The organism is Ruegeria sp. G5, assembly GCF_056533365.1.
In genome coordinates, this window is record NZ_JBQFOK010000002.1 from 451474 (window position 1) to 469653 (window position 18180).

The following is an 18180-nucleotide window of genomic DNA, read 5'->3' on the forward strand; positions in this document are numbered from 1 at the left end:
TCTGTGCGAAACGTAGTCAAATATTTGTATACCATTGCACACATTTTTGACATCTGGGGTGTTCCGCCTCTCAAGAAACCTTGATTGGAGGTTGAGGGGATATCCGCGTAAACAGAATGGGTATCCCACGAAAATCCGAGAGCGAACATGTTCAAAACCGTTACCACGACCGCGCTTGTTTCTTTGTTTATGGCAACTGCTGCAGTGGCTGAAAATGACCCGGTCGTTGTCGAATTGTTCACCTCGCAAGGTTGTTCATCCTGTCCCCCTGCTGACCTGATCATGCATGATCTGGCGAAACGCGACGATGTGATCGGCTTGGCGCTTCATGTGGACTATTGGGATTACATTGGTTGGGAAGATGAATACGCCGATCCGGGGCACACTGTGCGTCAGCGTGCTTATGCCCGCAGCGGTGGGCGCTCGATGATCTATACGCCACAGATGGTCATTAACGGCCAGCAGGATGTTGTGGGCGCACAGGCGTTGGAACTGAACCAACTGATCGATTCCCACCTGAATGCCGAACCCAAGGTGTCTGTGACCGCGGCACGCGACGGCAACGAGGTAACGGTCGACGTCACGCCGCTTAACGATTCAGCCAATGGCGCGTACGATATTCGGGTCGTGCAGTACTCGCCGTTGCGTCATGCCTCAATCCGCCGTGGAGAGTTGGCGGGGCATGAACTGGATTATGCAAACGTTGTCGAGTCCTGGCAGATGGCTGGACAATGGGACGGGACCGATCCAGAGCAGTTCTCAGTGTCGCTCGCGTCTGACCTGCCGGCTGTCGTCATGGTTCAATGGGTTGGACATGGCCATATCGTAGCGGCCACGCGGGTTAAGTGATCAGGGCATATCCTCTGGTCGAACGCCCAGCCCATTCCAATATTTCCACCGACGGTGAATCCAAAACCACTGTCCCATGTGCTTTTTGACCATGGCTTCAAGGTCATCATTGGTGAATTGCGTCATGGTTTTCGCATCGGTGTGCGGCACGGGATCGTGCAGAACGATTTCAAAGTCCACACCGTTCGGCTGACGGACTGCATAGCATGGGATCAGGACGGCCTTATATTTGATGGCCAATTCCGCGTTCAGGACTGATGTCACCGCGGGCTTTCCAAAGAACATGAGCTCTTCGCCGCCATGGGCGTGCAAGTCCGAAACGATTGCGATGATGCCACCCTTTTTGAGCGAGCGGACCATCTCGACCATACCGCGCCGCCCTTGTTCAAACATTGGGGCTCCGGTTTTGTAGAACGCATCGACATACATGTCGTTGAAATACGGGTTCGCCATACGCCGGTACAAACACCCGATGGGTTGTCCGCTGCGGGCCTGCAACGCAATGCGCGCCGCAAGGTAGTGGCCAAAATGGGCCGTGATCATCATCACGGGTTTACCTTCGGCAACCGCGGCGTCGAATGCTGCGATCCCAGGGCCAGAGACTTTGGCCGTGCTTTGGCGCTGGGTGAAACCTTCGGGCGAAAAATGCTCCATAATGGCGCGCCCGGCATTGTCGGGAACTGCGCGGCAAATACGATTCACCTCGTCTTCTGGAAGGTCCGGACAGGTAAGTTTAAGGTTGCTGCGCACGCGTTTGGTGAAACCGACAAGCGGGGAAAGCCCCCTGACAATCGCGCCCATGGCACCGATGCGACGCTCGTATGGGAGCAGACGCATCGCCCCGATAACACCTTTGAGGAACAGACCGGTTACATAGTATTTGCCAAGCTCAAATCGGCTTAGTTCAGACTTTTCAACGGGCATCAGAAGGTCTCGGCGGCTGTTGCGAATTGCCGGTCAGACATACATTCGGGAACTCGCAACCACAAGCACCCTGAGCAACATGCCGCAATTCTTGCGGAACGGTTTCTATTCGACGCTCTCATCCTCGATCAGTGTAATGGCACCTTCATCCACCAAGGCTCGTATCGCACCGACGATCTGAGACATTGAAGCTTCGGAGTCTGTTTGTTTTACAGGTGTACGCTCTTGCATTTCCTCACGCATGTTGTCGGCCAGCCGCGAAGACATGTTGGCTAATAGAAATTCGACGGACGCCTTGTCAGCCTCAGTAGCGGCACCTGCAAGTGCAGTGACAAGGACGGGTTGTTCGACGCCGCGCAGGATGGCCGGAACATCGCGCGGCTGAATGCGTGTCGGGATATGAGCAAAGGTAAAAATTGACTGACGGACAACACTGGCGAAATCCGAATCCTCTTCGTCCAATGCGGATAACAGTCCGTCGCGGGTCGATGCTGCTGATTGATTGAGGATCGCCCCAACTCTGGCACCGGGCGCATCACTGAAGGCCGTTGCGGGCCGTTGGTCCAGTTGGGCAGCGAATGACCAACCAATCCGCTCAACCGCTTCGGGTGTGACATTGGCTGTCTTTGACACCGCGTACGTGATGCGACGGGCGACGGGGCCGGGTAGGTTGCCCAACAATTGCGCAGCTTTTGCAGTGTCCAGTTTAGAAAGCAGGACAGCCGCTATTTCGGTACTTTCTGCCTGTGCGAGTTCGGCAAGATCTTCTGCTGGGATCTCTCGCAGACGTTGCCAGGGATCTCCGATCTGCCGGACCCCGGCGACCTTGCGCAGCCGCGCAGCAGTTGCTGGCGCGATTTTCCCGTTCACGGCGTCCAGCGCGCCGGCTAACCCGTGGGGGAAGGACAGGCCGATGCTATCCAGCGCCTCTGCAAACTCGGCAGCAACCGCGTCAAGTGTCACACGGTCAACCAGACCCATTTGCCCCAGTTGATGGGTCAGCTTTTCCTGCAATGCGTCAGGAAGGTCTTCCAACGGGATATCCGCGCCTTCGTTCAGCAGCAGGCGAACAACCACTGCTGCCTTCTGGCGACTGGTTAGCGAACGTGGAACGACCCGAGGTCCATCGTCGCTGTTGTCAGCTACGGGTGCTGCACGCCCCGGAGCCACCTGTATCAAAGTGTTTGAGTCCTGCATCTGCCTGTGGTGCCAAGTTGTTGTCCCACAGGCAGATTACGGAGAGTCGGGTAAAGAAAAGCTGAAGCTTAGTAGTTAAACGTCAACCCGGTGCGGATCGCTTCGCGAAGCGACGCTTCGGCCCATGTCCCTTCACCGCCACGCGCTTTGATTTCGCGCCACTGCTCGATGGCCAGATCAGTCTTGCCTTCGACGACGAAACCCTGCGCCATGTATGAGCGCGCCAGAATGTTGTCTGGGTTCGCATCAATTGCGTTTTGATAGAACATGTTTGCCAGCGTCAATTCACCCATCTTGCGGAAGGTGAAGCCCCAGTATGTCTGAACACGATCATCGTCCTGATCCATGATGCGCAGGATGCTTTGCGCGTTCTCGTACTGGCCGTCATACGCCAGTTCGCGCACGGCTTGGTACAGCTCGTCATTGGTAAAGTTGGTCGTGCTGGGTTTAACACAGCGACCACGATCCTTGTCATATACCCGACCAAACAGGCACTTCTTTGTCGTGTTGGTCGTCTTTGGCGGGTTATTACTGCCGCCACCGCCAGCGGCGTGCACGGCCGGCGCGAAAGCAAATGCCTGAATGGCAATGGCTGAAGCTAGTACGAGACGCATTTTCCTACTCCGTTCTCAAGTCTGCTCTGATCAATCATAGTGCGATCCGATAGAAAGCTAACAACCAGAGGCTCGCTTTTATTCACGAGTAGGAAAGAAACATTTAGCTGTTAACAATTTTTGTGCAGCTATGGGTCTCGGAATCCCAGTATGTTCCCGGGGCGCAGGATTGCGTCTGTTCGGTGTGGGCACTGCACGCCAATGCAGCCGTGGTCGAGCTGACAAAAGCCAATGCGCATAGAATTGTCCGGATCATCATGCGTCTCCTGAATGGAACTACACAATCATTATATCCGAATTTGACCTGAAATTCAAAAAACAGAGACCCGGAGCACTGATCGCGATCCGGGTCACTGCAACTATTTGAGCGCGAGGCTTTTATTCGCCAAACACACGCGCAAAAATCGTGTCGACATGTTTGGTATGATAACCGAGGTCGAATTTTTCTTCGATCTCAGCGGGGCTGAGGGCAGCAGTGACGTCGGCGTCAGCCAGTAGTTCCTCTTTGAAATCGGTGCGGTGTTCCCAGACTTTCAGTGCGTTGCGCTGAACCATGGCATAGGCGTCTTCGCGGCTGACACCGGCTTGGGTCAGGGCCAGAAGCACCCGTTGGCTCATGACCAGACCGGGGAACTTGTTCATGTTTTCGATCATGTTTTCAGGGAAGATCAGCATCTTGTCGATCACACCTGTGAGACGGGCCAGGGCAAAATCCAGAGTGATCGTGGCGTCCGGCCCAATCATCCGTTCAACCGAAGAATGCGAGATGTCACGTTCGTGCCAAAGTGCCACGTTCTCCATCGCCGGGATAACGGCGGCGCGCACCATACGGGCTAGGCCGGTCAGGTTCTCGGTCAGCACTGGGTTTTTCTTGTGCGGCATGGCCGACGAACCCTTTTGGCCCATCGAGAAAAACTCGGCCCCTTCCAGCACCTCGGTCCGCTGCATGTGGCGGATTTCGATGGCGATGTTTTCGATGCTGCTGGCGATGACGCCCAAGGTCGCAAAGAAGGCCGCATGACGGTCGCGCGGGATAACCTGAGTGCTGATCGGTTCGGGCACCAGGCCCAGCTTGTCGCACACATGCTCTTCGACCGCCGGATCGATATTGGCAAAGGTGCCGACCGCGCCGCTGATAGCGCCGGTTGCAATCTCGGCCCGTGCGTCGCGCATGCGGGACAGGTTGCGATCCATCTCGGCGTAAAAACGCGCGAATGTCAGACCCATGGTGGTAGGTTCGGCGTGGATGCCGTGGCTACGACCAATGCGGACGGTATCCTTGTGTTCGATCGCGCGGCGTTTCAGGGCGGCCAGAAGACCTTCGAGGTCTGCGATCAACAAGTCAGCAGCGCGGGTCAGCTGCACGTTCAGGCAAGTGTCCAACACGTCCGAACTGGTCATGCCCTGATGTACAAAGCGGGCCTCTTCGCTGCCGACATGCTCGGCCAGGTGAGTCAGAAAGGCGATGACGTCGTGCTTGGTGACGGCCTCGATCTCATCAATGCGAGCGACGTCGAATTCCACGTCCTTTGCCTTCCACACTGCCTCGGCGTTTTCGCGCGGGATCACACCTAGATCAGCCATGGCGTCGCAGGCATGCGCCTCGATCTCGAACCAGATGCGGAACTTGGTTTCGGGCGACCAGATGGAAACCATCTCGGGGCGGGAATAACGCGGAATCATTGGCAGCTGCACCTTTTTGTGATTTGGCAGAGGACGATGCGGCGCGGTTTAAACCCACCCGCGCAATGGAACAAGGCACGAGTGCAATGATGAGACGGTTTGCCCTGATTTTAGCCCTGTGGCCCACCACTACGATGGCCGATGCGTTTCGTCCTTTGACGGGGGCTGAGATTACGGCGGCCTTGACCGGTGCAAAACTTGGGTACGGAGACGGCGTTTGGCAGACCTTTGATGCGTCAGGGGCAACCCAGTATTTCTCGGGCCGTCCCAGTGCCGGGCGCTGGGCGGTGCGTGATGATCAGTATTGCTCGGTCTGGCCTCCGTCCTCATTGTGGGCGTGCTACAACGTGCATCGCGCAGGGGACGTCATCCGCTTTATCGATGATAACGGGGGTCGCACCGATGGAAGGTATGCAGAATGAGTTTGCCAACCTGCCTGTCTGATTTCAAAGGGGACTGGGCCTTGACCCGCACGATCCGGGACGCGCGGGCAGGACACGATGTGCACGCCGAGGGTATCGCGCGCCTGTATCAGGGCGAGGACGGCCTTGTGTATGACGAAGAGGTGTCTTTGCGCATACCGGGGCAACCCGCGATGAAAGGCACACGCCGCTATTTCTGGCGCGATAGCGATGACGGGATAGCCGTTTACTTTGAGGATGGCCGGTTTTTTCACACCCTGAAGCTTGGCACGCCGCAAGCGACCGATCATCACGATTGCGCGCCGGACAGCTATGATGCGTTGTATGATTTCGGGCAATGGCCGGTCTGGAACGTGCGATGGATCGTAGCAGGTCCCCGAAAATCCTATGAAATGGACACGAAGTACGCTCTGCGATAGCGTAATCATGTTGCAGAAACCGCCCTGACAGGGCATTGCTGTCGCAGAATTACGATCCGAAGTGGGAGAAGTGAAGATGAATGCAAACGTACTGGCCAACGCATTTGGCCCGCGTGAGGGTACAGCGCTGCGTGTCAAGCAGGCGATCCTGGTCGCGCTGGGCATCGTGGCTCTGGCCGTTGCCGCCAAAATCAAAGTGCCGATGTGGCCGGTTCCAATCACAATGGGTACTTTTGCCGTTTTGACCATCGGTACCGCCTATGGTGCGCGTCTGGGTCTGGTCACCATGCTGGGTTATCTGCTGATTGGTGCGTTGGGCTTTGATGTATTTGCCGGCTCGTCGGCTGAAAAATTCGGCCTGACTTACATGATGGGCGGAACTGGCGGATACCTCGTCGGTTACCTGATGGCGACCGTCCTGCTGGGGGCTCTGGCCGCGCGTGGCTGGGATCGTTCGATCGGCAAGATGGCAGTTGCGCTGGTTCTGGCGAATGTTGCGATCTATGTGCCTGGCCTGCTGTGGCTGGGTCAGCTGTACGGCTGGGATCAACCTATTCTGGCATGGGGTTTGACGCCGTTCCTGGTGGGTGATGCGATCAAGCTGGTTCTGGCTGCTCTGCTGATCCCTGGTCTGTGGAAACTGGTCGGCGACGCCCGCACCTGATTTCCAGCCAGACTTAACAATCTTACCCGCGCCCGGAGCGATCCTGGCGCGGGTTTTTTTTGTTTTACCACAGCACTGGACAAAGCTGTTTGCCAAGGTCCACTCTGACGCAACAGAAACAACAGGTTATCATGATATGTTTTTTCGTTTGAGTTCGACATGCGCCGCTATTGCTGCGGTTTTGTTGATGGCCGCACCTGTCGCGGCTGAAACGCCTGTGACCTACACGGATGGCGGGCGCGCGTTGTTCAGTTTCTCGGTCCCGGACTTCTGGGCTGTTCGCACTGGTGGGCCGCGTGAGATTGAAGACACCGAGCTGGGGGACCCGCGCGCTGTGGCTCGTGTCATGGGGGTGCGCCCTTTGACAGATGATAATGTCTGGATCGGGTTTGTATCTCCGGCAGGAGTGGCGTCGATCGAAGGTGGGCTGCGCTATCTGCAGGACGTCGATAAGTTTTTGGTTAAAGATCCCGAGGTCTCCGAAGCCGTTTCACTAAGCATCGGAGGCCTGCCCGCACGCGTGGTCCGAGGCACCGGAAGCCGAGAGGGGCGTGGCGTGAACTTCACCGCCACCGTTATCGATCTGCCCGGCGACCGGGTTGCCGTTGCAGTCGCGGTCTTACGAGACGGCGCAGACCCGGCCTATGTAGACGATCTGAACGCGGTTTTCGCCTCGTTCCGGTCTGCGCGATAAGGAGGGGCAGATGACACGCAAACTGATCAAACGGTCCATCCTCGCACTAGGAATGGGAATTGCTGGCTTCACGATAACCGCATGCGACGGCGTAACGGTGGGTGTCGGTTATGGATACGATCCATTCTACGACTCGCTGCTGTGGAACGATTATTATCACGATGTCGACGTAGACATTGATGTGGACCGTCCCAATCGCCCCCGCCCGCCCGAAGGCAAACCGCCCGTACGACCCAAGCCGCCCGTAGGCAAACCGCCTGCCCGCCCAAGACCGCCTGTGGCTAAACCACCGGCGCGGCCACGCCCACCCGTTGCGCGCCCACCGGCTGCCCGGCCGCCGATCCATCGCCCGTCTCCACGGCGTTAGGGGGGTTAAGTCAGCAGTTCGGTCGTGATCTTTGCAGTGCCTTCAAGTGTCCTGTGTACAGGGCACTTGTCGGCGATCTCTAAAAGACGCGCGCGCTGTTCCTCGTCCAACGGGCCTTCCAGACGGATTTTCCGGCGAAACAGATCGACCTTCGCGTCACTCACCAAACCCGCGTCTTGTGCGTGAACCTTGTCGTGGCACACATCGACCATAATACCGGTCAACGGCCATCTTTTTCGGCGGGCGTACATGCGGATGGTCATCGAAGTGCATGCCCCCAAACCTGACGAGACAAACCCGTATGGGGACATGCCCCGATCAGTGCCGCCATATGACGCCGGTTCATCTGCGACAACATGGTGACGGGGGCCGGATTGGACGTCTTGCAAAAAGCCGTTGGGATCAGCCTCAGTCACGCGCACAACACCTTCCGGAGCACCCGGCGGCGGGGCAGGAGGGCAGAGCGTCACGTAACGCGTCACCCAGGCTGAGATGACGTCTGCCGCATATTCGGCGTCCGTGGCGCGGGTAATCAGGTGATCGGCATCATCCAGCGTTACAAAGCTTTTGGGGTGTTTCGCAGCCATAAAGATCGAACTTGCGTTGTCGATGCTGACGGTTTCATCCAAAGGGGCGTGCAGGATCAGCAGGGCAGCTTTCAGTTCCTGTATCGCGGGGGTCAGTGCAGCTTGTGAAATGTCGTCCACAAAGGCTTTGCCAATACGGAAGGGTCGACCTCCCAATGAGACTTCGGCTGATCCTGCTTCCTGGATTTCGGATAAGGCGTCTTCGAAGTGGTGGGAAACATGGCCCGGATCGAAGGGCGCACCCAAGGTGACCACGGCCTTGACACTGGGGATGCCTGCGCGGGCACGCAAGACGGCCGCCCCGCCCAGTGAATGGCCAACAAGCAAAGCCGGGGGCATATCTCGCCCGGCCAGGTAGTGCGCGGCGGCGATCAGGTCTTCGACATTGGATGTGAAGGTCGTGTTGGCGAATTCACCCTCGGAATGCCCAAGGCCGGTGAAGTCAAACCGCAAAACAGCAATGCCCATTGCCGCAAGTCGTGCGGCGATCCTGCGGGCCGCCGGGATGTCTTTTGAGCACGTAAAACAATGCGCAAACAATGCAGTCGCCAGTACAGGCCCGTCCGGCAGATCTAGGCGCGCAGCAAGCTGATTGCCGTCGTGGCCGGCAAAGTTAACGCGTTCGGTGGGCATGGTAGTTCCTTACGTATCGGGTTGCCGCCAATACTGTGGTTATCAGAGAATGCGCTCAACCCCCAAGTGGGCAGCGTCACGTGAAGGTGAGTAATAAGTAGGCATCCAAATCGGGCGCTTGTTCGTAAGCGCTTCGCAATAGTTCAATTTCTGTGATGATATGGCGCTTAATTATTCGTTTTAATTATTTCACCGATGCGCCCATGTTGAAGCTGTGTTTAATCAGCCAGGAGGCAACTATGGGAAATGTCACGTCACCGCAGCATGTTGCAGTACTTCGCCCCGATCTTTTGCTTGTGGCAGCCCTGACCGCTGCAATCGGGTTCAGCGCCGGGCAAAATTGGCCGCAATCGAAACCGGTTGCGACCATAGAAGCAGAGGATTGGCACGGAAACGTCCGGCGTTCGAATTGGCCGGACTAAGGCGTCACGCCAGACCCATCAACTGTGGATCAAATGGGTAGGTTGTCAGGTTCTCGTACCCGTCTTCGGTGATCAGAACCTGATCCTCCAACTTGATCGAGAAGTCACCGCCGACCTCACCAACGGCAGCCTCAACGCATAGAACCATGCCCGGCTCCAGCGCGTAATCGTATGAACCTGCGACGGCCTGATCAGGGTAAGCGACCAGAGGCCATTCATCACACAGGCCAACCCCGTGCATCAGGCAGCCGTATTTCTGCGCCTGGAATTTGTCATCCAGCCTGTGGCAGTTAGCGGTCAGTTCGGGGATCGTCACGCCGGGTTTGAGCATTTCCATGTTGGTCATGATGTGCTCATGCGCGTGCTGCATTGCATAAATCATATCAGCGCGGGGTTTCTCATCCCCGATCCACCAAGTGCGCGAGATATCAATGCAGATGCCGTAGGAACCGATCAGGTCGGTATCAAAGGCAATAATCTCGTTCTTTTGCGTGATGCGAGGGCCGCATTCCTGAAACCAGGGGTTTGTCCGTTGACCCGAGGCCAACAAGCGGGTTTCGATCCATTCGCCGCCACGGCGAATGTTTTCGGCATGCAGAACAGCCCAAATGTCATCTTCCGAGGTTTTGCCGTCACCTACATTCGCGCGGGTGAATTTCTCCATCTCGGCAACAGCGGTCTCGCAAGCGTGGTTGGCGCAGCGCATGGCCAGGATTTCGTCCGGCCCCTTGATAGCACGGGTTTTTTCCGTGACCTCTTCACCTTCCATGATCTCGAACCCTTGCGCCTCAAGGGCGCGAAGGCCGTGCAGCATGATCTTGTCCACGGCCAGACGTTTGTTGCCGCCGCTATGCTCTTCGATCAGCACGCGCACTTCGTTCGAGAAAACATCCGCCGCCACGTCGACCTTGTCGCCCCGGTCGAAATAGAACAGGTCAGCGCCCGAGCGCTGCTCGCGTACCAGTGGGTTGAACGTCGACAGGAAGGGCGAGTTTTTATAGTCCCAGATCACCATGTAGCCATCCGCACACAGCAACACGGCACGGAAAGGGTTGTGCGTGTTCCAAAGCTGCATGTTGGTGCTGTCGGTTGCATAACGGATGTTCAACGGATCAAACATCAGCAACCCGCCATAGCCCCGATCGACGACGGCTTGCGTCAGGCGCTTCCAGCGGTGTTCTCTCATGCGGGCAAGGTTCGGTAGGGACAGGCCTGCAGCTTCCCATTCGGCAAAGGCCAGTTGTGTTGGGCCAATTTCGATCCGGTCCAGCTCATTCGGTGTGCCATCGCCCAGGGTGGCGCCTTTGTTCGGGTCGATCTTTCGGTTGTCCCGATAGTGCTGGTTCATGGTGAGTCTCCCTGCCTGAGTTCGTCGAGGATGGAGAATCTGTTTCGAGTCGTCTTTAGAAAATGCGACCGGAAAATCGTCGTTTTTTGGCCGACACCCTAACGAACTGATGCTAAGCAAACCTCATGGCGACAATCCTGCAGACCTCGATCCCATATAATCCAATGAAACCACGCCCTTTGCCGGGCATTCTGCCAACCACTTTCGATCACTGGTTACATCGGGACGACGCATTTAACGAACAGATGCAACATCGCGACAATCTGCTGCGTGCCCGACGCGCAGACGTGCTGGCATTGGATCCCAGCGCTGAGCCTGCCGCGCAAGAGTTGTTGGATATGGTGCTGGAACAAGCCTATCCTGAATGCGTAGATCGAGCAGATCGACCGGATGGTCAGGCCGTAGAAATCGACCGCTCGCAACCGCTGGATACGTTGTGCAGGTTGGCTCAGGAAGACTTCTGCATTTTGCAAAAACATGGTGACGAACATGTCCTGACCGGAGCCATTCTGTGTTTTCCAGCCAGTTGGACCTTGTCAGAGAAATTCATGCGCCCGTTGGTCGATATTCATGTTCCGGTTTCAAGCTACGACGAAAACATCGCGCGCCGCGTGCAGCGCCTGTTTGACGGGATACAAATCGGGCGACCGCTATGGCGGTTTAATGCGCTTTGGTATGACGATGCCGAGCTGTTTCAGCCGCGCAGCGCGAAGGAGCCAAGAGAAATCACAGACAAAGGATCGGCTGGTTTTTTGCGCAGTGAGCGTCAGACGCTGCTGCGGCTACCCAGAACACAGGCCGTGGTCTTTTCGATACATACTTATGTGCTGGCCGCTGACCGTATCCCGAAAACGGAAGACCCCGCCTGATGGCGGGGCCTCCTAGGAGGGTCTTGGTTTCGTGTGTTACATGCCCAACGCGTTGACCACGCCCGCGAAAGCTCCGCTTGTGCTGAGAGCGGAGATCGCGACCGTGTAGGCAAGTACCTGTGTATTAAGGCGAAAATCTTCGCCTCGTATCAGGTTCACAGCGGCCATTGAAGCCGCAATCGGCACGGATACGCTGGCCACGGCACCTGTTATTCCCCAACTTGTCAGTCGCAGGATGTCACTGGGATGTTCGTGGTCGAGGGGGTGCGTATCCTCCCGATCGGTTGGCTGCTCGATAGGTTCTGTCCGAAAAGCGATGCTGAGCAACTGCTCATCCGACAACTGGATCGGCCGGGCTGCCGTTTTCGGCGCCTTTTTTTGTGGCTCGTCCAGATGGTCTTCCTCAATGGTGTCCAGTCCCGCAAATGGGCCAGAAACCGCCTCGAAAATCTGTTTTCTATTCCGCTTTTTTTTAACGGGGGGCAGAGTGTCAAACGCACTCATGAATTGCTGGATGGTCAACACGGTGTTGGGCGAAAGCCACTCGACGCGCTGCGTCGCGCAAATATCGACCATCCGATACAAAATGACGACCAGCATAAGCTCGGAAATTTCGCTGTCGTCCAGCAGCTCGGAAACCGGGGTTATCGTGATTGTAAGCCGGTTCTGCGGGAGCGTCACAACCGGCTTTTGAAGCGTTTTCAGCTCGGCCGTACGGTCATCGCCGACAAGGTTGGTTTCCTCTGCAGGGACCTGCGTATCGAGTGCCAGGCGCACAAGGTATTGGTTACAAACAATGCTGGCTTCGGTCGCGTTCAGAACGTTCTTGCGCTCAACAAGATGGCCATAATCTTCCAAAGTCGCAGCGACAATTGCGCTGAACCGCTCGACCGCGCCATCGGTCTCACCGTCAAACTGCAAACCACCGTGATAGCTGTTCTTCGGAGTCACTGCGCATTCCTTTGCCGCACTTTTGCTTGAGAACCAATTTAGCAAGGGAAAAAGGGCAGATTTGGGCAAAAATGGAAAAAAATGACAAAACGCTAAGATTGGTTACGCTATGGAAACCTAGGCATTTTAAGGGCCGTTTAATGTCTGTGGCGACAATGTGGCTGAATTGAGGAAGAGCTACACTTAATTGTGACCATGCCTAATTATCGATTCGGGCGGCCATTATTGCGATGGATTGTTGGTACACCGTCGCGGCATTCCACTGCTGAATGACGGCAAAGTTCGGTTGTCCCGGCTGGTAGCCGCGCCCCTTTTTCCAACCCTTTTTTCGCAAAAAGTTGGCTGTCGAGGCCAAGGCATCTGTCATGTTGTAGAAATCGACCTTGCCATCGCCTGTGGCATCCACTCCAAAGTCGAGCGCATTGCCCGGCAGGAACTGAGTGTGCCCTAATTCGCCATGTTTTGCCCCTTTGGTCTGGGTCGTAATACTGCCTTGATCTACAAGTTTCAGGGCTCCGATAGCGTGCGGGATGAAGAACTCGGATCGGCGACAATCATACGCTAGCGTGGTTATTGCGGAAACAACTTGACTGTCGCCCATGAAATTTCCGAAACCCGTTTCCATTCCATGAATGGCAAGCAGCACGCCGGCAGGGACGCCGTATTGGCGCTCGAGCGTTTCGTAAAACTGTGGGTTGCGGGCCTTACGTTTGCGACCTTGGGCAACGATTGTGTTGGCACCGCGGACCTGCATGAACTTGTCTAGCGAGTACCTGAAACTTTTCTGATTGCGATCCGCTGCAATCGTTCGCGTCGCGTAAGAGCTTTGCGCCAGTGCTTGAAGCCCCTTTTTCCGAACCCCGGCGCGTTTGGCTTGCTTTGCAAAATCGGCCTTCCATGCTTCAAAGCCCGCACTTGTGTTACCACAGGTTGCCGCCATGCCAGTCGTCGGTAGGGTCAGCACTAATGCGAGTGCGAAACGCAACATCGTTGAACTCCCTTAGTTCAAAATGATACCTGAAAGCCTATTGCGAACATGCCCTTCGGCAAAGGGATTTAATACAGGTCCAACTCGCCCGTGCCTTTGAGGCTTTCAAACCATTCCTCAGGCGTTTTGCTGATCTTTGCGTGCCGGACCATCATGGCATTCATATTAGGCAGGTTCGACGAATCCTTCCATTCTTCCGGTTGCCACAGGTTCGCGCGGATGACGCATTTTGGGCAATGCGCGAAAACGGTGTGGATGTGGATTAACAAGGCCAGTTTTGGGGCGTGACCCTGAACGGACATGCTTTCCAAAAGATCTTTGTCGGCGCAAATGCGGGCCTCCCCGCGGATGCGCAGGGTTTCCATTTTGCCCGGAACGAAAAAGATCAGGCTGACGCGCGGGTCTTTCAGGATGTTGTGGAACGTATCGACACGTTTGTTTCCAGGGCGATCGGGGATCGCAATCAAGGTCTCTGAGATGACCTCGACAAAACCCGTGGGATCACCTCTTGGCGATATGTCCAGATGCCCGTCCGGATTTGCGGAGGCGATCAGGCAAAAAGGTGAGGCGGCGATAAAATCGCGGCACATCTCGTCCAGAGCGGGCAGCTCTTTGGCAATGATTTGGGGAAGAGGGGCACCGACAATTTGCTCCAGCTCTTCCGTTGATGTCACAATATCCGAGAACTGCGAGAAGGGGGCGTCTGAGGGCATGCGATCTCTCCTAACCGGGTAGGTCGATTGTGAAAGATGCGCCCCAATGAGACAAGGGCGCCCTTTCGGACGCCCTTGAAGATGTAAACCCAACGCCGGATTAGCAGCTGTAGTACATGCCGTATTCAACTGGGTGCGGGGTGTGCTCGTAGGTTTCGACCTCTTCCATCTTCAGTGCGATGTAGCCGTCGATCTGGTCTTTGGTGAACACGTCGCCTTGCAGCAGGAAGTCGTGATCGGATGCCAGAGCTTCCAGAGCTTCACGCAGCGAACCACATACGGTCGGGATGTCGGCCAGTTCTTCGGCAGGCAGATCGTACAGGTTCTTGTCCATTGCTTCGCCCGGATCGATCTTGTTCTTGATGCCGTCCAGACCGGCCATCAGCAGAGCGGCAAACGCCAGGTAGGGGTTTGCGGCCGGATCGGGGAAGCGGGCCTCGACGCGTTTGGCTTTCGGGCTTTCGGTCCACGGAATACGGACACAACCCGAACGGTTACGGGCCGAGTAGGCGCGCAGAACAGGGGCCTCGAAGCCCGGGATCAGACGCTTGTAGCTGTTGGTCGACGGGTTGGTGAAGGCGTTCAGCGTTTTCGCGTGCTTCAGAATGCCGCCGATGAAGTACAGCGCCTCATCCGACAGGTCAGCGTATTTGTCGCCAGCGAACAGCGGTTTGCCGTCTTTCCAGATCGACATGTTGCAGTGCATGCCGGTGCCGTTGTCACCTGCGATCGGCTTCGGCATGAACGTGGCCGATTTGCCGTAGGCGTGCGCGACGTTGTGGATGACGTACTTGTACTTCTGAAGTTCGTCGGCTTGCTTGGTCAGGCTGTCAAAGATCAGGCCCAGCTCGTGCTGACAGGACGCAACCTCGTGGTGGTGCTTGTCAACTTTCATGCCCAGACGCTTCATGGTCGACAGCATTTCCGAACGCAGATCCTGCGCTTCGTCCACGGGGTTTACAGGGAAGTAACCACCTTTGACGCCCGGACGATGGCCCATGTTGCCCATCTCGTACTCGGTGTCGGTGTTCCACGACGCGTCGGTCGCATCGACCTCGTAGGACACTTTATTGATGCTGTTTGAGAAGCGAACGTCGTCAAACAGGAAGAATTCGGCTTCGGGACCGAAGTAGGCAACATCACCGATACCCGAAGACTTCAGGTACGCTTCGGCTTTTTCGGCTGTGCCGCGCGGGTCGCGCTCATAAGCTTCGCCAGTGTCAGGCTCAACAACCGAGCAGTGAATGCAGATTGTCTTTTCCGCGTAGAACGGATCGACATAGGCGCTGTCGGTGTCGGGCATCAGTTTCATGTCGGATGCTTCGATCGACTTCCAACCTGCGATCGACGAGCCGTCAAACATAAAGCCTTCTTCCAGGAAGTCTTCGTCAACCTGATCAGACATGATGGTGACGTGCTGAAGTTTGCCGCGCGGGTCGGTGAAGCGGATATCGACGTATTCAGCATCCTCGTCCCGGATCAGCTGAAGAACTGCGTCCTTGCTCATACTCTCTATTCCTCTGATTGGAGTGTTCGATTACAGCGCTTCCGAACCGGTCTCGCCGGTCCGGATGCGAATGGCTTGTTCAACAGGCGATACAAAAATCTTGCCGTCGCCAATTTTGTCGGTTTTCGCAGCCGAGACGATCGCGTCGATGGCGGCATCGACCTGATCGTCGTCCAATACGACCTCGACCTTTACCTTGGGCAAGAAATCGACAACGTATTCCGCACCACGGTACAATTCGGTGTGGCCTTTCTGACGGCCAAACCCTTTCACCTCGATCACGCTAAGACCCTGGACACCAACGTCCTGCAATGCCTCTTTTACTTCGTCGAGTTTGAACGGTTTGATGATCGCTTCGATCTTCTTCATCCCGGGCTCCCTTTAACTCTTGTCAGGATGGCAGTGACCACGTCTAAGATCGGTCGGCAATCCGATTGCGAATTTGACCTTGTTTGGGTGCCGGGAAAAGGGGCGACGTGTTAAATTTTGATCGACTTGCGTAAAAAATAATCAAAATTGAATCGCCTGGAGATTTTGAGATGACGGAATTGCTTACCGCTGCGCAGATGCGTGCCATTGAGCAGGCAGCGATTGAGTCTGGTGAAGTGACTGGGCTTGAGTTGATGGAGCGGGCAGGGCAAGGCGTTGTCGAGGCGATATTCCAGGAATGGCCGGAGTTAACGCGGGGGCCAGCCCCCGCACCCCCGGGATATTTAGGGCCAGATGAAGGGGATCCACTGCGCGCAGTGGTGCTGTGCGGACCTGGAAACAACGGCGGTGACGGGTTTGTTGTGGCGCGTCTTTTGCATGCGCAGGGCTGGGAAGTGGAGGTTTTTCTGTACGGTAAAGCAGACAAGCTGCCGCCGGATGCGAAGGTGAATTATGAGCGGTGGACGGCGCTTGGAGAGGTAGCGACACTGTCTCTTCCGGTGCCAACGGGGCGCGAAGTGGAGTTTTTGGAGGAAAAGGCCGCAAGAACGTTCGCATCCAAGGGGCCTGACCTGGTTTTGGATGCTCTCTTCGGGAACGGTTTAACGCGGCCCATTGAGGGGCTCAAAAGTGTTCTTGATGAAATTCAGATCAGTTCTGAAGCGGACATTGACCCATGGTGGCCGCGGGTCGTTTCGGTCGATATCCCGTCTGGTTTGTGTGCTGACAGTGGCAGGACGTTGGGAGGCGATCCTGTTCAGGTTGGTGCGCATCTGACGGTTACTTTTCATAGTAAAAAGCCGGGCCATGTCCTTGCGGATGGCCCCAGATACAGCGGAGAAACCGCTGTAGTCGACATCGGGCTATCCCGCCCGGGAGAACCGGGTTCGATTTCACGCAACGCGTCATTCGCACTGAGTGGCGAAAAAAAGCTGGGTCGGGTGCTGGGTGTGGAGGTGGATCGCAGCATTCTTTCTCGTTACCTGCGCAAAGAAGCGTCTGAGCACAAATACACACACGGGCATGCCCTTATCCTGTCGGGTGGTCCGGGCAAAACCGGCGCGGCGCGGCTTGCAGCCCGGGGCGCTTTGCGGATCGGAGCGGGGTTGGTGACACTGGGGGTGCCACCAGCCGCGCAGAGCGAGGTGGCGGCGCAGGTGACTGCCATCATGTTGCAGCGGGTTGAAGGCGCTGAGGGGCTTTCGGATGTGCTGGCGGACGAGCGGCTGAGTGCTCTGTGCTTAGGGCCCGGATTAGGGATTGAGAGGGCGCGCGAAATGGTGCCGGTCGCGCTTCGGGCACAGCGCGCGACGGTGTTGGATGCTGATGCGCTGACGGCGTTTGCAGATGATCCCACAGCCTTGTTTCAGACGCTTCATAAGAACTGTGTTTTGACACCACATGGCGGCGAATTTGATCGTCTTTTTCCCGATATTGCAGAGAATTTGGCTGTGACGCCGACCAAAGGCCCGGCCTATTCCAAGGTTGATGCAACGCGAGAAGCCGCCAAAAGGGCTGGGTGCGTGGTTCTGTTCAAGGGGCCGGATACGGTTGTTGCATCCCCTGATGGACGCTGCGCGATCAACGCGGCCGCTTACGCGCGTTCGGCCCCTTGGTTGGCAACAGCGGGCTCAGGGGATGTTCTGGCGGGTTTTGTTGTCGGCTTATTAGCGCGCGGGTTCAGTCCAAAGCAGGCAGCTGAAACTGCGGCTTGGTTGCATGTTGAATGCGCGTTGCAATTTGGAGCAGGGCTGATCGCAGAAGATTTGCCGGAACAATTGCCAAAAGTGTTCAGAAAACACAATTTATGAATTTATAGGCGCGGAATAGCCTATGCGCCGTATTTTCGGCGACAACTGGCCGAACGTTAATAATATAGACATTATCGAATGTTTGCATT

Annotated in this window: 20 protein-coding genes; 9 read left to right on the forward strand and 11 right to left on the reverse strand. The window is 56.2% G+C overall.

Annotated features, from left to right (window positions below; translation table 11 throughout):
- The first annotated feature begins 147 nt into the window (after nucleotides 1–147).
- Nucleotides 148–849 (forward strand): DUF1223 domain-containing protein, encoded by a 702-nt coding sequence (locus ACR0BD_RS05325; RefSeq protein ID WP_480829266.1) that lies wholly within the window; start codon nucleotides 148–150, stop codon nucleotides 847–849.
- Here ACR0BD_RS05325 and ACR0BD_RS05330 read toward each other — a convergent pair whose 3' ends face one another.
- The 4 genes from ACR0BD_RS05330 to purB all read right to left on the reverse strand — a co-directional run bounded on the left by ACR0BD_RS05330 (nucleotide 850) and on the right by purB (nucleotide 5267).
- Nucleotides 850–1773, reverse strand: coding sequence for a lysophospholipid acyltransferase family protein (locus ACR0BD_RS05330; RefSeq protein ID WP_480829267.1), 924 nt, complete (start codon nucleotides 1771–1773; stop codon nucleotides 850–852).
- Nucleotides 1774–1878: 105 nt separating this feature from the next.
- Entirely contained in the window at nucleotides 1879–2970 is a 1092-nt protein-coding gene (locus ACR0BD_RS05335; protein ID WP_480829268.1) for a flagellar motor switch protein FliG, read from the reverse strand.
- A 68-nt stretch (nucleotides 2971–3038) separates the two neighbouring features.
- The gene (locus ACR0BD_RS05340) at nucleotides 3039–3584 is read right to left on the reverse strand and encodes a tetratricopeptide repeat protein (protein WP_480694122.1); all 546 of its coding nucleotides are present in this window, start codon (nucleotides 3582–3584) and stop codon (nucleotides 3039–3041) included.
- A 378-nt stretch (nucleotides 3585–3962) separates the two neighbouring features.
- A complete protein-coding gene (purB, locus tag ACR0BD_RS05345; protein ID WP_480829270.1) occupies nucleotides 3963–5267 on the reverse strand; it encodes an adenylosuccinate lyase in 1305 nt (434 codons plus the stop codon).
- 134 nt (nucleotides 5268–5401) lie between these two features.
- Between purB and ACR0BD_RS05350 the strand changes: the two genes are divergently transcribed.
- The 5 genes from ACR0BD_RS05350 (at nucleotide 5402) to ACR0BD_RS05370 (ending at nucleotide 7833) form a co-directional block, all read left to right on the forward strand.
- Nucleotides 5402–5689, forward strand: a complete 288-nt coding sequence (locus ACR0BD_RS05350; RefSeq protein WP_480829271.1) for a hypothetical protein — start codon at nucleotides 5402–5404, stop codon at nucleotides 5687–5689.
- On the forward strand, nucleotides 5686–6108 hold the full coding sequence (locus tag ACR0BD_RS05355; RefSeq protein ID WP_480829272.1) for a DUF6314 family protein: 423 nt from the start codon (nucleotides 5686–5688) through the stop codon (nucleotides 6106–6108). The genes ACR0BD_RS05350 and ACR0BD_RS05355 overlap by 4 nt, the downstream gene beginning before the upstream one ends.
- Before the next feature lie 76 nt (nucleotides 6109–6184).
- A complete protein-coding gene (locus ACR0BD_RS05360; protein ID WP_480829273.1) occupies nucleotides 6185–6772 on the forward strand; it encodes a biotin transporter BioY in 588 nt (195 codons plus the stop codon).
- Nucleotides 6773–6908: 136 nt separating this feature from the next.
- A complete protein-coding gene (locus ACR0BD_RS05365; RefSeq protein ID WP_480829274.1) occupies nucleotides 6909–7466 on the forward strand; it encodes a hypothetical protein in 558 nt (185 codons plus the stop codon).
- Between the two features lie 10 nt (nucleotides 7467–7476).
- Complete coding sequence (locus tag ACR0BD_RS05370) at nucleotides 7477–7833, forward strand: hypothetical protein (protein WP_480694110.1); 357 nt, start codon at nucleotides 7477–7479, stop codon at nucleotides 7831–7833.
- Nucleotides 7834–7838: 5 nt separating this feature from the next.
- Here the strand turns inward: ACR0BD_RS05370 and ACR0BD_RS05375 are convergent, their stop codons facing one another.
- Nucleotides 7839–9053, reverse strand: coding sequence for a bifunctional alpha/beta hydrolase/OsmC family protein (locus ACR0BD_RS05375; protein ID WP_480829276.1), 1215 nt, complete (start codon nucleotides 9051–9053; stop codon nucleotides 7839–7841).
- Nucleotides 9054–9292: 239 nt separating this feature from the next.
- Here ACR0BD_RS05375 and ACR0BD_RS05380 point away from each other — a divergent pair, with 239 nt between their 5' ends.
- Nucleotides 9293–9475, forward strand: a complete 183-nt coding sequence (locus tag ACR0BD_RS05380) for a hypothetical protein (protein WP_480694106.1) — start codon at nucleotides 9293–9295, stop codon at nucleotides 9473–9475.
- A 4-nt stretch (nucleotides 9476–9479) separates the two neighbouring features.
- On the opposite strand, the gene dddP is transcribed toward ACR0BD_RS05380, so the two are convergent.
- Nucleotides 9480–10823, reverse strand: coding sequence for a dimethylsulfonioproprionate lyase DddP (gene dddP, locus ACR0BD_RS05385; protein WP_480829277.1), 1344 nt, complete (start codon nucleotides 10821–10823; stop codon nucleotides 9480–9482).
- Between the two features lie 125 nt (nucleotides 10824–10948).
- Here dddP and ACR0BD_RS05390 point away from each other — a divergent pair, with 125 nt between their 5' ends.
- On the forward strand, nucleotides 10949–11692 hold the full coding sequence (locus tag ACR0BD_RS05390; protein WP_480829278.1) for a heme-dependent oxidative N-demethylase family protein: 744 nt from the start codon (nucleotides 10949–10951) through the stop codon (nucleotides 11690–11692).
- 36 nt (nucleotides 11693–11728) lie between these two features.
- On the opposite strand, the gene ACR0BD_RS05395 is transcribed toward ACR0BD_RS05390, so the two are convergent.
- From ACR0BD_RS05395 to ACR0BD_RS05415, 5 genes are all read right to left on the reverse strand, one after another.
- The gene (locus ACR0BD_RS05395) at nucleotides 11729–12643 is read right to left on the reverse strand and encodes a hypothetical protein (RefSeq protein WP_480829279.1); all 915 of its coding nucleotides are present in this window, start codon (nucleotides 12641–12643) and stop codon (nucleotides 11729–11731) included.
- 199 nt (nucleotides 12644–12842) lie between these two features.
- The gene (locus ACR0BD_RS05400) at nucleotides 12843–13631 is read right to left on the reverse strand and encodes a lytic murein transglycosylase (RefSeq protein WP_480829280.1); all 789 of its coding nucleotides are present in this window, start codon (nucleotides 13629–13631) and stop codon (nucleotides 12843–12845) included.
- A 68-nt stretch (nucleotides 13632–13699) separates the two neighbouring features.
- Nucleotides 13700–14344: an MSMEG_1061 family FMN-dependent PPOX-type flavoprotein gene (locus tag ACR0BD_RS05405; protein WP_480829281.1), complete on the reverse strand. Its 645-nt coding sequence runs from the start codon at nucleotides 14342–14344 to the stop codon at nucleotides 13700–13702.
- A 100-nt stretch (nucleotides 14345–14444) separates the two neighbouring features.
- Nucleotides 14445–15851 carry a type I glutamate--ammonia ligase gene (glnA, locus tag ACR0BD_RS05410; protein ID WP_480694096.1) on the reverse strand — a complete coding sequence of 469 codons (1407 nt, stop codon included), beginning with the start codon at nucleotides 15849–15851 and terminating at the stop codon, nucleotides 14445–14447.
- 30 nt (nucleotides 15852–15881) lie between these two features.
- On the reverse strand, nucleotides 15882–16220 hold the full coding sequence (locus ACR0BD_RS05415; RefSeq protein ID WP_170354532.1) for a P-II family nitrogen regulator: 339 nt from the start codon (nucleotides 16218–16220) through the stop codon (nucleotides 15882–15884).
- Between the two features lie 170 nt (nucleotides 16221–16390).
- Between ACR0BD_RS05415 and ACR0BD_RS05420 the strand changes: the two genes are divergently transcribed.
- Nucleotides 16391–18091: an NAD(P)H-hydrate dehydratase gene (locus ACR0BD_RS05420; RefSeq protein WP_480829283.1), complete on the forward strand. Its 1701-nt coding sequence runs from the start codon at nucleotides 16391–16393 to the stop codon at nucleotides 18089–18091.
- Nucleotides 18092–18180: the final 89 nt, after the last annotated feature.

Excerpts from the sequence above, each read along its gene's own strand:
- ACR0BD_RS05325 (WP_480829266.1), top strand. The coding sequence starts at position 148 with ATGTTCAAAACCGTTACCACGACCGCGCTTGTTTCTTTGTTTATGGCA.
- ACR0BD_RS05330 (WP_480829267.1), bottom strand. The coding sequence starts at position 1,773 with ATGCCCGTTGAAAAGTCTGAACTAAGCCGATTTGAGCTTGGCAAATAC.
- ACR0BD_RS05335 (WP_480829268.1), bottom strand. The coding sequence starts at position 2,970 with ATGCAGGACTCAAACACTTTGATACAGGTGGCTCCGGGGCGTGCAGCA.
- ACR0BD_RS05340 (WP_480694122.1), bottom strand. The coding sequence starts at position 3,584 with ATGCGTCTCGTACTAGCTTCAGCCATTGCCATTCAGGCATTTGCTTTC.
- purB (WP_480829270.1), bottom strand. The coding sequence starts at position 5,267 with ATGATTCCGCGTTATTCCCGCCCCGAGATGGTTTCCATCTGGTCGCCC.
- ACR0BD_RS05350 (WP_480829271.1), top strand. The coding sequence starts at position 5,402 with ATGGCCGATGCGTTTCGTCCTTTGACGGGGGCTGAGATTACGGCGGCC.
- ACR0BD_RS05355 (WP_480829272.1), top strand. The coding sequence starts at position 5,686 with ATGAGTTTGCCAACCTGCCTGTCTGATTTCAAAGGGGACTGGGCCTTG.
- ACR0BD_RS05360 (WP_480829273.1), top strand. The coding sequence starts at position 6,185 with ATGAATGCAAACGTACTGGCCAACGCATTTGGCCCGCGTGAGGGTACA.
- ACR0BD_RS05365 (WP_480829274.1), top strand. The coding sequence starts at position 6,909 with ATGTTTTTTCGTTTGAGTTCGACATGCGCCGCTATTGCTGCGGTTTTG.
- ACR0BD_RS05370 (WP_480694110.1), top strand. The coding sequence starts at position 7,477 with ATGACACGCAAACTGATCAAACGGTCCATCCTCGCACTAGGAATGGGA.
- ACR0BD_RS05375 (WP_480829276.1), bottom strand. The coding sequence starts at position 9,053 with ATGCCCACCGAACGCGTTAACTTTGCCGGCCACGACGGCAATCAGCTT.
- ACR0BD_RS05380 (WP_480694106.1), top strand. The coding sequence starts at position 9,293 with ATGGGAAATGTCACGTCACCGCAGCATGTTGCAGTACTTCGCCCCGAT.
- dddP (WP_480829277.1), bottom strand. The coding sequence starts at position 10,823 with ATGAACCAGCACTATCGGGACAACCGAAAGATCGACCCGAACAAAGGC.
- ACR0BD_RS05390 (WP_480829278.1), top strand. The coding sequence starts at position 10,949 with ATGGCGACAATCCTGCAGACCTCGATCCCATATAATCCAATGAAACCA.
- ACR0BD_RS05400 (WP_480829280.1), bottom strand. The coding sequence starts at position 13,631 with ATGTTGCGTTTCGCACTCGCATTAGTGCTGACCCTACCGACGACTGGC.
- ACR0BD_RS05405 (WP_480829281.1), bottom strand. The coding sequence starts at position 14,344 with ATGCCCTCAGACGCCCCCTTCTCGCAGTTCTCGGATATTGTGACATCA.
- glnA (WP_480694096.1), bottom strand. The coding sequence starts at position 15,851 with ATGAGCAAGGACGCAGTTCTTCAGCTGATCCGGGACGAGGATGCTGAA.
- ACR0BD_RS05415 (WP_170354532.1), bottom strand. The coding sequence starts at position 16,220 with ATGAAGAAGATCGAAGCGATCATCAAACCGTTCAAACTCGACGAAGTA.
- ACR0BD_RS05420 (WP_480829283.1), top strand. The coding sequence starts at position 16,391 with ATGACGGAATTGCTTACCGCTGCGCAGATGCGTGCCATTGAGCAGGCA.